Origin of the sequence: Promicromonospora sp. NPDC052451 (assembly GCF_044547525.1) — a bacterium.
Lineage (GTDB): Bacteria > Actinomycetota > Actinomycetes > Actinomycetales > Cellulomonadaceae > Promicromonospora.
Map to the genome: position 1 here is coordinate 23,435 of NZ_JBIUAP010000006.1, position 12,921 is coordinate 36,355.

10 protein-coding genes are annotated in these 12,921 nt (G+C 74.0%); 3 read left to right on the forward strand and 7 right to left on the reverse strand.

Annotation, left to right across the window (positions count from 1 at the left end):
- Positions 1–46: 46 nt before the first annotated feature.
- Positions 47–637: a TetR/AcrR family transcriptional regulator gene (locus tag ACIG47_RS12035; RefSeq protein WP_397431003.1), complete on the reverse strand. Its 591-nt coding sequence runs from the start codon at positions 635–637 to the stop codon at positions 47–49.
- A gap of 79 nt (positions 638–716) precedes the next feature.
- On the opposite strand from ACIG47_RS12035, the gene ACIG47_RS12040 reads away from it, so the two are divergent.
- Entirely contained in the window at positions 717–1,703 is a 987-nt protein-coding gene (locus ACIG47_RS12040; protein ID WP_397431004.1) for a DMT family transporter, read from the forward strand.
- Here the strand turns inward: ACIG47_RS12040 and ACIG47_RS12045 are convergent.
- A complete protein-coding gene (locus ACIG47_RS12045; RefSeq protein ID WP_397431005.1) occupies positions 1,660–2,445 on the reverse strand; it encodes a DUF3626 domain-containing protein in 786 nt (261 codons plus the stop codon). The genes ACIG47_RS12040 and ACIG47_RS12045 overlap by 44 nt on opposite strands.
- 94 nt (positions 2,446–2,539) lie before the next feature.
- Positions 2,540–3,511: a hypothetical protein gene (locus ACIG47_RS12050; RefSeq protein ID WP_397431006.1), complete on the reverse strand. Its 972-nt coding sequence runs from the start codon at positions 3,509–3,511 to the stop codon at positions 2,540–2,542.
- 112 nt (positions 3,512–3,623) lie between these two features.
- Between ACIG47_RS12050 and ACIG47_RS12055 the strand changes: the two genes are divergently transcribed.
- Positions 3,624–5,198: a serine/threonine-protein kinase gene (locus tag ACIG47_RS12055; RefSeq protein WP_397431007.1), complete on the forward strand. Its 1,575-nt coding sequence runs from the start codon at positions 3,624–3,626 to the stop codon at positions 5,196–5,198.
- 80 nt (positions 5,199–5,278) lie between these two features.
- Here ACIG47_RS12055 and leuA read toward each other — a convergent pair whose 3' ends face one another.
- Both leuA and ACIG47_RS12065 read right to left on the reverse strand, forming a co-directional pair.
- On the reverse strand, positions 5,279–7,108 hold the full coding sequence (gene leuA / locus ACIG47_RS12060) for a 2-isopropylmalate synthase (RefSeq protein ID WP_397431008.1): 1,830 nt from the start codon (positions 7,106–7,108) through the stop codon (positions 5,279–5,281).
- Positions 7,109–7,378: 270 nt separating this feature from the next.
- Positions 7,379–9,562, reverse strand: a complete 2,184-nt coding sequence (locus ACIG47_RS12065) for a hypothetical protein (protein WP_397431009.1) — start codon at positions 9,560–9,562, stop codon at positions 7,379–7,381.
- Positions 9,563–9,779: 217 nt separating this feature from the next.
- Here ACIG47_RS12065 and ACIG47_RS12070 point away from each other — a divergent pair, with 217 nt between their 5' ends.
- Positions 9,780–10,547 (forward strand): 4'-phosphopantetheinyl transferase family protein, encoded by a 768-nt coding sequence (locus ACIG47_RS12070; protein WP_397431010.1) that lies wholly within the window; start codon positions 9,780–9,782, stop codon positions 10,545–10,547.
- Between the two features lie 84 nt (positions 10,548–10,631).
- Here the strand turns inward: ACIG47_RS12070 and ACIG47_RS12075 are convergent, their stop codons facing one another.
- Both ACIG47_RS12075 and ACIG47_RS12080 read right to left on the reverse strand, forming a co-directional pair.
- Complete coding sequence (locus ACIG47_RS12075; RefSeq protein ID WP_397431011.1) at positions 10,632–12,197, reverse strand: alpha/beta hydrolase family protein; 1,566 nt, start codon at positions 12,195–12,197, stop codon at positions 10,632–10,634.
- A gap of 53 nt (positions 12,198–12,250) precedes the next feature.
- Entirely contained in the window at positions 12,251–12,856 is a 606-nt protein-coding gene (locus tag ACIG47_RS12080) for a PadR family transcriptional regulator (protein ID WP_397431013.1), read from the reverse strand.
- Positions 12,857–12,921 lie beyond the last annotated feature (65 nt).

Below are 12,921 nucleotides of genomic sequence, written 5' to 3' on the forward strand. Positions count from 1 at the left end.
GGGCGACTGTAGCCGCCTCGCCCGGGCGGGAGGTCGGACCGGCTCGTCAGGCCGGCGGGGCGAGCAGCGCCCGGGCCGCCTCGCGCGCGGTGACGAACGCGTCGGGCTGCGCCCGGGTCGTGTGCGCGACCATCGCCCCCTCGTAGAGCAGGTGCACCTGGGCGCCGAGGCGCTCCGCGCCGGGATGGCCGGCCTGCCGCAGCAGGTCGGTGAACACGCCGAGCATGTACTGCTTGTCGGCGAGGACCACTGCGTTGCCCGGGTGGTCGATGCCGCCGATCTCGGCGTGCGCGTTGACGAACGCGCAACCCCGCGTGTTGTCCTGCGCCCACTCCTCGGAGATCTCCAGCGCGGCGAGCACCTGTTCCGCGCCCGGCCGGGCCCCGGCAGCGACCCGCGCAGCGAGGCGCTCGCCGAACCACGCGTTCCACCGTTCCCGGCGCCGGGTGAGATAGGCCGCCACCAGCTCGTCCTTGGAGCCGAACCGGTCGTAGAGCGTCTTCTTGGTGACCCCGGCCTCGTCCGCGATGAGGTCCACGCCGACGCCGCGGATGCCGCGCTCGTAGAACAGCCGGCTCGCGGTGGCGAGGATCCGCTCGCCCGCCGCGGTGTGCGGGTTGGGGCTGCGTCGTGGCATCGGGGCCTCCCTCGTCATCCTGCCCGGGCGTCGGCCGGTGCACTGCGAGTATACCGACCTGTATGGTTACCTGGATCGTATGAGACAGAGCCTCCTGCACCGCCTCGCCCCTGGCCTGCTCGTCGTGCTGTGGAGCTCCGGGTTCGTGGGCGCCACCTTCGCCGCCCCGACGGCGCCCGCCACCACGACCCTCCTGTGGCGCTACGTCGTCGCGGCACCGCTCATGGTGGCGGTCGTGCTGGTCCTGCGGCGCCGGTACGGGATCCGCTACCTGCGCCGCGAGGCCGCGCTGGGTCTCCTCGGCCAGGCCGGGTACCTGTACGGCGTGTTCCGTGCCGTCGAGGAGGGGCTACCCGCCGGCACCGCCGCCCTGCTCGCGTCCCTGCAGCCCGCGCTGGTCGCCGTCGCCCTGGCCGGGCTGCGGCGTGGCTCGGGGTCCGGGCCCGCCGGCGGGCGCCGCCAGGCGGTGGGCCTCGCCGTCGGGTTCGTGGGCGTCGCGCTGGCCGTCGGGCCGGGCTCCGTGGCCGGGACCGGTGCGGCGGGGGCCCTCTGGGCGCTCGGCGGCATGCTGTCGCTCTCGACCGCGACGCTGCTCGGCAGCCTGTGGCCGGCACCCGGTCCGCCGCAGGAGAGACGGTACGACGTGCTCGACTCGCTGACCGTGCAGAGCACGGCCGCCCTCGCGGCGTTCACCGTGGTGGCCTTCGCCGGCGGGCAGGCCGCACCGCCCGCAGACCCGGTCTTCTGGCTCGCGGTCGCCTGGCTCGTGTGCCTGGCGTTCCTGGGCGGCTACGGCATGTACCTCTACGTGCAGCGCACGCGGGGTCCGGTCGCGGTGAGCACGTGGCTGTACCTCACCCCGGCGGTGTCGGCCGCGTGGGCCTGGGCCATGTTCGGCGAGGAGCTGCCGCTGCTCACGGTGGCGGGGTTCGCCGTCAGCCTGGCCGGCGTGCTGCTGACCCGGCCGGCACGGCAGGCGCCGGAGGAGCCGGCAGACGAGGTGCGCCGCCCGCCGGCCGCCGCTACCGCCCGCCCCAGCGCGCCAGGTGGTGCCACACCTTCTTGAGGTCCTGGGGGTCGTGCTCGTCGGTCCGCACGGCCTCGCCCACCACGCGGGCGTCCAGGCGGCCGTCGGTTGTGTGACCGGCGGCCACCTTGCGCGCCACCTCCACGATCGCCGGGCCCCGGAACTCCGGGCGGCGGGCCAGCTCGTCCACGTGCAGCCGGAACCCGTGGTGCCACTCGACGGCGACGCCCAGCCGGCCGGCTGCCTCCGCGACCGGGGTGTCCCGGTAGCAGGGGTCCAGCACCAGCGCCTCGACGTCGTCGGCCAGCGTGACCGGGCCGTGCACCTGGGCCTCGACGTAGTCGTCGAGCACGTCGTGCGTGCCGAGCGCGGTGTCGGCGTCCGCCAGTGCCACCAGCGGGGCCGGGTCGCTCGCGGCGAAGTGCTCGGGGTCGAAGACGGAGTCCGGGTAGCAGAACGTGGTGCGCTCCAGCACGTGCGGGCGCAGCCGCAGGTGGGCCGACCCGAAGCGAACCGCGCCGCCCGCGGCCCGGTCCCGGTGGTTCAGCGCGCCGTAGCGCGGGCGCTCGTGCGGCGGCACGGCGTCGTACCGGCCGTCGAACATGCGCTGCTCCCAGCGCCACCGGTCGCCGCCCTCGTGGGCCGTGAGACCGCCGTTGCTGGTGCCGGTCTCGAACTGGGAGCGCCAGACGCCGTCGTGCGCGAGCCGCTCGACGAGGGTCTCGCTCCCGTCGGCGACCAGCCGGTCGGGGTGAAAGTTGATCGTGACCAGCCAGTTCATGGCCTGAGAGTAACCCGGGCAGGCACGTGCGGACCGCAGGAAAAAGGTCCGCCCCGACCGGACGGCCGGGGCGGACCTGTCGGCCAGGACGGTGTCAGTCCTGGACCTCGAGCATCCGGCGCCGCGCGCGGATCATCGCCGCGCCCGCGGCCGTGAGGCCGAGCGCCACCGCGGCGGCACCCGCGGCCTGGGCCCCGGTCTCGGCCAGCGCACCCGGCGCCTGGGCCTCGCCGTCGGCGCCGATGGGCGCCAGCGGGTCGATCCCGCTGCCGGATCCGGTGCCGTCGCCGTTGCCGATCGGGACGATGCCGGAACCGTCGTCCGAGCCCGCGCCCGAGCCGCCGTCCGAACCGCCGTCACCGGAACCGTCGTCGCCACCGCCGCCACCGGGGTTCTCGCCCCCCGGGTTGTTCGCGTAGGAGGGGCTCTCCAGCAGGTCGTCGACGACGCCGTCGGGGCCGCCCACGCCGCCGATCACACCCGGCACGTCACCGCTGCCGAGGTTCTCGCCGATCGAGCCCAGGTCGTCGATGATCTCGGCGGGCAGGTTGTCGGTCACGCCCTGCTCGGGGCCGTCGGCACCGAGCACGTCGTCGACGGCGCCGTCCTCCCCCGCCACCGCGGTGAGCGCGCCGGTGACGCCACCCACGACGTCCTCGACCGGACCGCCCGCGTTCGGCGCGGCGTCGCTCGTGACGGCCGGCGTCGTGGCCTCGCCGCTGCCGCCGCCTGTGACGCCCTTGACCACGTCGTCGACCGCGCCGTCCTTGCCGGCCACCGAGTCCACCACGCCGGTCACGCCCTGGACGGTGTCGTCGACGGCGCCGTCCTCCTTGGTGACCTGGCCGACGGTGTCCGTCACCTGGGTCAGCGTGGTGTCCACCACGCCGTCCTCACCGACCACCGCGTCGACGGTGTCCGTGAGGAGCCCGCCGAGGCCGCCCTGTGACTGCTCGACCTTCGGCGACGTCTCGTCGGCCGCGGCCGCGGACATCGTGCCCGCGACCAGCAGGCCGCCCGCGACGATCGCGGACGGCAGCGCCCGGCTCACGAACTTCCTCTTCATGTGTCCCCCTGTATCTGGTAGTTCTGAAATCTGGCGCTCTCCTCGACGCAGATTCCGATCCACAGTGACGGAAATGTCGGGTGAATTCAAGGATATCGGGTATGTTTCCCCCATGATCGTGCCAGGCTCAGGGGCAGCCCCGCAGATCCACCCGCTCGACCCGAACGATCCGCAGGAGCTGGGCGGTTACCAGCTTCTCGGCCGCATCGGCGCGGGCGGAATGGGAGTGGTCTACCTCGCAGAAACCCGTACCGGACGAAAGCTCGCCGTCAAGGCCATCCTCAAGGAGTACGTGCAGGACCCGGAGTTCCGTACCCGGTTCCGCCGGGAGGCCGCCGCGGCGATGAAGGTGCGCGGCCGGTTCCTCGCCACCCTGATCGACGCCGATCCGGACGGCGACCAGCCCTGGCTCGCGGTCGAGTACGTCGAGGGCCCGTCGCTGACCGCCGTCGTCCAGGCGAACGGTCCCCTGCCCGAGGCCGACGTGCGGCGCGTGCTCGCCGGCGTAGCCGAAGCCCTGCGGTCCGTGCACCAGGCCGGCATCGTGCACCGCGACCTCAAGCCGTCGAACATCCTGATCGGCCAGGACGGGCCGTTCGTCATCGACTTCGGCATCGCCCAGGCGTCGGACTCGACGTCGCTCACGCGCACCGGGCTCAAGGTCGGCACGCCGTCGTTCATGGCGCCCGAGCAGGTGCGCGGGAGCGTGTCCTCACCGGCCGCGGACATCTGGGCGCTGGGCGCGGTCGCGCTCTACGCCGCGACCGGGCAGCGCGCCTTCGGCGAGGGCGACACCACCGTCGTCTACTACCGCGTGGTGCACGAGGACCCGGACCTCAGCACCTGCCCCGCCTGGCTCCTGCCGCTGGTCCGGGCCTGCCTCGCGAAGGACCCCGAGGAGCGGCCCGGCGTGCAGGAGGTGCTCGACTTCGTCAACGAGATCCCCGCCGGGTTCCGCGCGGCGACCACCAAGATCACGGCGGGCCCCGACGTCGTACCTCTCGACGACGACGCGACCACCCTGCGCGACGACGACGCGACCGTGCTCAAGGCCGAGGTCGCGGAGCCCGCCCCGGAGCCCACGCCGGAGCCGGGGGCATCCCGCCGCCGGCTGCTGTCCCGGCCCATCACCTGGATCGCCGCGGCGGCCGGTGTGCTGGTGGTCGGGGCGGGAGCCACGGCGCTCGCCCTCGGCTGGCCCTCGGGCGTCCCGGAGGGCGGCCCGACGACGGCGTCCGCGCCGGCGTCGGCCTCCCCCTCGGCGTCGGCCGTGATCGACGAGTGCCTGGTGGGCACCTGGCGGCTGGACGAGCTGACCGCCCAGGTCCGGCTCGGCGAGGACACGGTCGAGGCCACGGGCTTCGAGGGCCGGGTCACGGAGTTCCAGCCGGACGGGACGGAGCTGGTGCACTACGACGACGCCGAGCCGCTGCGCGCCCCGACCTCGGCGGGCGAGTACACGGAGACGTGGACCGGTACGGCCACCTACCCGATCCGGACCGAGGGAGACGTCCTGACGACCACGGGGGTCGACCACAGCGACGTCACGGTGGTCAAGGCGATCGGTGACGAGAGCCGCGAGTACCAGCCGAGCGGCGGCACCCCGCAGCTCGACTACACCTGCGACGACACGACCTACACGGAGACGGCCACGGGCTACGAGGCCACCTACACCCGCCTCGACTGACCCGAGCCCGTTGAGTGCTGGATATTCGCCCTTCTTCGCGTGCCAGAAGGGCGAATATCCAGCATTCAGCGGTTACCGGGTCAGGAGGACGTGCGTTCCGCGCGGTTGACCGCCGACACGATGGCCTTCAGCGACGACAGCGTGATCGACGGGTCGATGCCCACGCCCCACAGGACGTCGTCGCCCACCGCGCACTCGACGTAGGCCGCCGCGCTGGCGTCGCCGCCCTCGGACAGGGCGTGCTCGGTGTAGTCCAGCACCCGTACGTCCACGCCCACCTGCGCGATCGCGTTGACGAAGGCGTCGATGGGGCCGTTGCCCGAACCGGTCAGGGTCAGCTCCTGACCACGGTCGGTCACGTCCACCTCGAGGGTGTCCTGCTCGCCCTCGGCCGACACGGCACGGGTGCCGCGCAGCGTGAGCCGCCCCCAGTGCTCCAGGCCGGACTCCGCGCCGTCCTCGACCGGCAGGTACTCGTCGGTGAAGATGCGCCAGATGTCCTCGCCGGTCACCTCGGTGCCCTGCTCGTCGGTCACCTTCTGCACGGCGTGCGAGAACTCGATCTGCAGCCGACGCGGCAGGTCCAGGTTGTGCTCGCTCTTGAGCAGGTAGGACACGCCGCCCTTGCCGGACTGCGAGTTCACGCGGATCACGGCCTCGTAGGACCGCCCGACGTCGCGCGGGTCGATCGGCAGGTACGGCACGCCCCAGTCCAGGTCGTCGACACCGACGCCGGCGGCCTCGGCGCGCCCCGCCATGTGCTCGAAGCCCTTCTTGATGGCGTCCTGGTGCGAACCCGAGAACGCCGTGAACACCAGGTCGCCCACGTAGGGGTGCCGCTCGTGGACCGGCATCTGGTTGCAGTGCTCGACCGTGCGGCGGATGCCGTCGATGTCGCTGAAGTCGATCTGCGGGTCGATGCCCTGCGAGAACAGGTTCATGCCCAGGGTCACCAGGTCGACGTTGCCCGTGCGCTCACCGTTGCCGAACAGACAGCCCTCGATGCGGTCGGCGCCGGCCAGGTAGCCCAGCTCGGCGGCGGCCACGGCCGTGCCCCGGTCGTTGTGCGGGTGCAGCGACAGGATCACGTTCTCACGATGGGCGAGGTGCCGGCTCATCCACTCGATGGAGTCCGCGTACACGTTGGGCGTGGCCATCTCGACGGTCGCGGGCAGGTTGATGATGACCTTGCGCTCCGGCGTCGGCTCGAAGACCTCGATGACCTCGTTGCAGATGCGGACGGCGAACTCCAGCTCGGTGCCCGTGTAGGACTCCGGGGAGTACTCGTAGTAGATCCGCGTGCCGGGGACGGTCTCCTCCAGCTTGCGGCACAGCTTGGCGCCGTCGAGCGCGATGTCCACGATGCCGTCCTGGTCGGAGCGGAAGACCACCTCCCGCTGCAGCACCGACGTCGAGTTGTACAGGTGCACGATCGCCTGCTTGGCGCCGGCGATGGCCTCGTAGGTGCGCTCGATCAGGTGGGCGCGCGACTGGGTCAGCACCTGGATCACCACGTCGTCGGGGATCCGGTTCTCGTCGATCAGCTTGCGCACGAAGTCGTAGTCGGTCTGGCTGGCCGACGGGAACCCGACCTCGATCTCCTTGTAGCCCATCTGGACCAGGAGCTCGAACATGCGCAGCTTGCGCTCCGCGTCCATCGGCTCGATGAGGGCCTGGTTGCCGTCCCGCAGGTCGACGGCGCACCAGCGCGGCGCCTTCTCGATGCGCTTGGCGGGCCAGGTGCGGTCCGGGAGGTCGACGCGGATCTGCTCATGGAACGGGCGGTACTTCTGGATCGGCATACCCGACGTCTGCTGCGGGTTGTCCTCGATGATCCCGCCTGCGGTGCCGTGCACCGCGGTCTCGTGAACTCCGCCGGGGGTGGTGGCGGTGATGCTGTTCTCCATCATGTGTCCTTCGCTCGGTGAGGTTGGCCGGCACACCAAGCCTCCGCGACGAGGGACCGGCCTGTCTAGGCCTCGTCGCGGCAGCGAAGGAGAAGGATCACCGTGAGACGCACGCCGTCACTCTACCCCTGTCGGCCGCCGTCCCCGCCACCCGGCCCACGATCCGGACCCCCGCCCCACGACGCCGCCGAGACCTGGTGGTGCCGCCGAGACCCGGTGGCGTACGGCCAGGTCTCGGCGGCACCACCAGGTCTCGGCGGGCTCGGGGCGGAGTCAGCGGCGGGTGCGCAGGGCCGCGTCGACCTGCGGGTCGCCCAGGGCGCCCAGCCAGTCCAGCAGTGCCGGGTAGGTCGACGGGTTGGCCGCGACCTGCGGGCGCAGGTGCGGCGCCTCCTGCACGATCTTCGCCAGGTCCGCGAGCGGCGTCGCCGGGTCGAGCGCCACCGCGGCGGTCCACCGGCCACCCACCGGCGGCATGACGGCGGTGTGCCCGGCCCGCGCGCCCTGGTCCGCCTCGGGCCGCTGCGGCTGGCCGACGGACACCGGGCGCGTCACGTGCTCCTGCCCGTCGTCGCCGGCGGTCACGGCCTGCTGGCCCGTCACCGGGCGGATCCGCGCCGTCTGCTGACCGGAGGCCACGCGCTGGACGCGCGCCCCGGGCTGCGCCGCGGCCGGCTGACCGGACACCTCGCCCGGGCGCACCGGCGGCATGGTCGCGGTCTCGCCCACCGAGGCCGCGGGGGTGCCCGCCGCCGGGAGGTCCTCGACGGTGCGCATCGCACTGAGGGGCACCTCGCCCGACGCCGGTGCGGCGTCGGCCTCGGCGGTTCCCGGAGCGGTGGCGGCCTGTGCGCCGGCCGCCTGGGCGGGCGGCGTGGCGCGCTGGGCCGCGGCGGCACCGGCGACGGTGCGCACGGCACCGGTCGAGGTGACCCGGCGCGGCTCGGCCGGACGGCGCAGCTCGGGGGCGGACCGCACGGGCTCCTCCGGCAGCGTGGCCGGCGGCGCCTTGTCGCCCTTGGGCTGCTGCGGCGCCCACACGTACGCCTGGCTGCGGTCGACGTCCGCCGCCCCGCCGATGCCGACCGTCTGGAAGTGCTCGCGCACCGCCTTCGGCACCATCAGGGCCGACGCCGCGACGATCGGCAGGCCGAGCGCCATGAGCAGGTCGCCGAGGTTCACGCCCAGGCTCGCCCCGGACGTCGCGATGACGACCACGAGCCCGAGCACGCCCGCCACGCAGGCCGCGCCGACGGCGGGCACGTGACCCGTGCCGGGGTCGCGGCTCAGGGACCGGCGCGCGAACCACGCGATGGCCGCCACGACCACGCCGAGCACCAGGCGCACCACCAGCGTCACGCCGGCGCCCGACCCGATGAAGCCGGGGTCGATGAGCTGCACCAGCGCCGCGAGGGCGCTGCACGCCGCGAGCAGCACGATGACGTCGAACGCGCGGATCGCCACCCGCACCCAGACGCCGGCGGCGCGCTCGGTGCTGAGGTCCTCCTCGGCCTCGGGGTCGCGGCGCACGGCGGGCGTACCCGCGATGGCGGCGGCGAGCGGCAGGAGCACGAGGCCGAACCGGCTCGGGTCCGTGACGCCGGGGCGCATGGACTCCAGGCCGGTCAGCGCGTCGCCCGAGGTGAACACGAACAGCAGCGCCAGCACGAACCCGGCGGCCACCAGCACCAGCCGGGAGGGACGGTCGTGCCGCACGGTGCCGCCCACCAGGAGCCAGGCGAGGCCCAGCACCAGGACCAGCCAGACGGGTGCCAGCAGGCGGTCACCCAGGGTGGCGCCGTCGGCCAGCTCGGCGAACAGGGTCGACGCGACGGCGCCCGCGGCGATCAGCACGCCGACACCCGCCAGGCCGAACCGCCAGCCACGCAGCACCGCGCCGTCCTGCTCGACCGGGCCGAGCTCGCTGTCGCGCGGTGTGGCCGCGAGCGCCGCACCGGCCAGCGCGAGGCCCAGCCCGGTGCCGACGCCGGTGCCGGAGCTGACGTCGAAGACGAGGTGCAGCAGGCCGATCACGGCCAGCGGGAGCCCGGCGAGCAGGCGGGCCCGGCGGGTCGAGTGCACGGTCCAGGTCACGGGCAGCACGGCGAGGCGGGCCAGGTAGGGCAGGCTCAGCGAGGCGAGGGACAGCGCGACGGCGAGCACCACCTCGACGCGGTCGGCGGACCGGTCCTCGAGGTTCCACGGCAGCGCGAGCGACACGAGCAGGGCGATCGCGGCGATGGCGTCGCGCACGTAGTCGGCCACGGCGATGTTGTCGAAGGCGCCGGCGCCGGCGGGGCTCGCGGAGGTCGCGTCGGGCGATCCCTCGACGCCGGCCTCGGGCGAGAGCACCGCGACGTGCTCGTGGCCGAGGCGTTCGGTCGGTGCCCCGTTCGCGTCGGGTGCGGCGTCCGCCGAAGTTCTCTCGTCACGCTCGGAGGCGTGCTGGTCCATCATCCGTTCACTCCTCGATAACGCCGCTGGTCGAGACTGGGGAGGTGTGGCTGGCGGCGCGGGGTCCCCGATGTTTGTACCCGCTGGGTGCAGGCCCTGTCAGGCCGAACCGCGGCGAGTCCGGTCACACCTGCATTTCTGCGCACGTCCCTCACATTCACCCGTGCGCAGGACGTCACCGTCGGCGGCAGCCGATACGTCGAGGTCACAGGAGAACGCAGTGGACCCTTCTGCCGTACCGGCACCCCGCACCTGCGACGTCTGGCTGGTCCCGGTCCGACGTCGTGAGGCCTGGACGCGCCTGCTGACCGTACCGGATCGGGAGCACCTCGTGGGCCTGGACGAGCAGGCTGTGGACGTGCACCTGACGTCGCGGGCCGCCCAGCGGCTGATCCTGGCGCGGTATCTCCGGGTGCCGCCCGACGAGATCGTCGTGGACCGGGTCTGCGAACGCTGCGGTGACCCGCAGCACGGCCGCCCCTCCGTTCCCGGGGCGAGGCTGGAGTACTCGGTCTCGCACACGCGGTCGTGGGTGCTGGTGGCGGTCGTGGGCGACGGCCGGGTGGGCGCGGACCTGGACGCCCGGCCGGCGGACCACGACCTGGAGGACCTGGCGGCCGCCGCCCTGACGCCCGCGGAGCGCCGTGCGTGGCGCCGGCTGCCGGCGCGGGAGCGCGCGGACGCGCTCCTGGCGTCGTGGACGCGCAAGGAGGCGACAGCCAAGCTGACGGGCCACGGGCTGGCGATCCCGCTGCGCGACCTGGACGTGTCCGGCCCGCGCCCGACGCTGCTGACCAGCGACCCGTCGGCGCGGCTGCCCTACCCGCGCCCCTACCTGACGCACGTGCCCGCCCCGGCGGGGCACAGCGCGGCGCTGGCGACGACGACGCACGTGGACCAGGTGCGTCAGCTCCGCCTCCCGGACGCCCTGCCGGAGGTCGTGGCCCACCGCCTCCACGGTGCCGCGGCGGCGCCGGCTCGCTCCTGAGCCCGGTTCAGCGGGCCGTGGGCGACCGTCACCCGGGCGACGACGGGCGCTCCCGGCCTGCTGAACGGATGTCCAGGAGGAGGGTCAGATGCCGAGCTGGTAGACACCCCAGTAGGCCAGGGTGACCAGGAGCGCGGCCGCACCGAGCACGGTGAGCCAGAACCCGGTGCGGACGACGACGGCGCCGCCGCGCGGGGTCTCGTGGACCGAGAGGCGGCCCGGCGTGTCGGCCGCCACCGCGGTGACCAGCCGGCCCCGCAGGTCCCGGAGCCGGTTGACCAGGAGCGCCGCCGCGACCACCGTCGCGATGCCGAGCAGGCGCACGCCGATCCATCCACCCTGGACCACCAGCGCGTCCTTCTCGTAGTCGAGGGCGAGCCGGGCGACGGCGGCGAGGTAAGCGACCAGGCCGACGGTGGTGGCCGCGGCGCCGGCGCCGAGCCCCGTCAGCGGCCCGCGCAGGCCGGCGGCGAGGCGAGCACCCGGGCGACCCGGGCGACGCCGGGCGGCGCGGCCCGCGAGGGCGGCCCCGCCCAGGAGCAGGGGGCCGACCACGAGCAGCCCGCCGGCGGTGACCACCACCCCGACGAGCCAGTCGCCGTCGCCGTACCAGTGGGGCTGCGGCACGGCGGACGCGAGGTAGAGCTGCTCGGGCTGGGCGCCGGCGACCTGCGGCGGCGCGGACGCCGTCCCCGGCAGGCCGAGCACCCAGTCCGCGAGGTCGGCCGCGAAGTCCGGGTGCAGCACCAGGCCGTCGGGCGTCTCGACGTTGATGCCGTGGTTGGCGTGCGCGTAGAACCGCACGGTCACGTCGGGGGCGTCGGCCATGAGCTCCCGGGCGCCCTGCTCGAACGGCATCGAGGCGTCCTTGGTGCCGTACACGGCGAGGATCGGGTCCTCCTGCTCCGCGAGCCACGGCCGCACGTCGAAGTCCGCATACTCGAACCCGCCGCCCGGCAGCCGCATGCCGACGGCGCGCGGGATGGCGCGGAACACGCCGGCCGGCACGTCGGTGTTGCGCAGGTAGTTGTCGACGGCGTAGGCGGCCTGCTGCCGGGGCGGCACCACGGGCGCGGACACGAGGATCTGGAACGCGAGCCGGGGGTCGTCGACCATCATCACCGGCGACACCCAGGCCCCCTCCGACTCGGCGTACAGCCCCACGCGGTCGGGGTCGACGCCGGGCACGTCGCGCAGGTAGGCCACCGACCGCGCGTAGTCACGGGCCATGGCCTCGTAGTCGCGGTGCCGCGTCGTGTAGGTGTCGAGCCGCTTGTCGGGCACCAGCGTCGTGATCCCCGCGCTGGCCAGCGCGGTCGCGGCCAGCGTGAACGCGTCGGCGGCCTTGCCGGTGCCCGCGCCGTGCACGAACACGATGCCCGGGCGCCCGTCCGGTGCCCCGACGGGTTCGCGCAGCAGCCCGCCCACCTCGATCCCGGGGGCGAGCGCGACGACGACGGGCGACTCCCGCACCTCGTAGTCCCCCGGCTCGCCGGCGTCGGCCGAGGCGCCGCCGATCGCCGTCGACGTCGTGGCCGGCTGCAGGTGCTCCGTCACGGGCTGTGGCTCCCAGGCGGGGCCCGCGACGGCACCGGTCACGGCGAGCACGACGAGGAACGCGGCGGAGGTGGCGACTGTCCGGAAGAACACCTTCGGATGTTACGCCCGGCGGGCCGGTGGCTCGATCCGGCGGGCCCGGTGCGTCACTCGGGCGGCCGGGAGGCCAGCATCTCCTCGGTGTCCCAGGTCAGGGCGCCGGAGCGCAGGTCGTCGACCACACCGCGCACCCACGTCAGCTCGGCCCGCGTGACCGCGACGAGGTGCTCGTGCTCCAGCAGCAGCACGCGGGGCAGACCCCACTCGCGGCTCGTCCGCTCCTCGCGCTCCGCGACGTCCAGCGTGGCCGCCAGCGCCTCGGCCCGCTCGGCGAGCCGGCCGGCCACCAGGTCCGGGCCGGTGATCGCCACGACCGCCAGCACCGCCCGGAACTCGGGGAACTCCCGGGCGGGGGTGGCGAGGGCGGCGTCCATCCAGCGGTTCAGGGCGGCGCGGCCGTCGTCGGTCAGGGCGTAGACGATGCGGGCCGGGCCCGTGTCGGCGGCCAGCTTCTCGCGCACCTCGATGAGGCCGTCCCGCAGCAGCCGTTCGATCGCCTGGTAGACGCTGTTGCTGCGGGCCACGTTGACCACGTCGTCCTTGCGCCGCGTCTTGATCAGGCGCTGCATGCGGTAGGCGTGCATGGGTTCCTCGGCGAGCAGCGCCAGCAGCACCATCGCGAGCGGCGAACGCGGCCGCGAGTCCTGTGTCACGGCGCCCAGCCTAGGCGGGATCGCACGACGAGCATCTTGCCATTTTATGGTTACCCATTTTATGG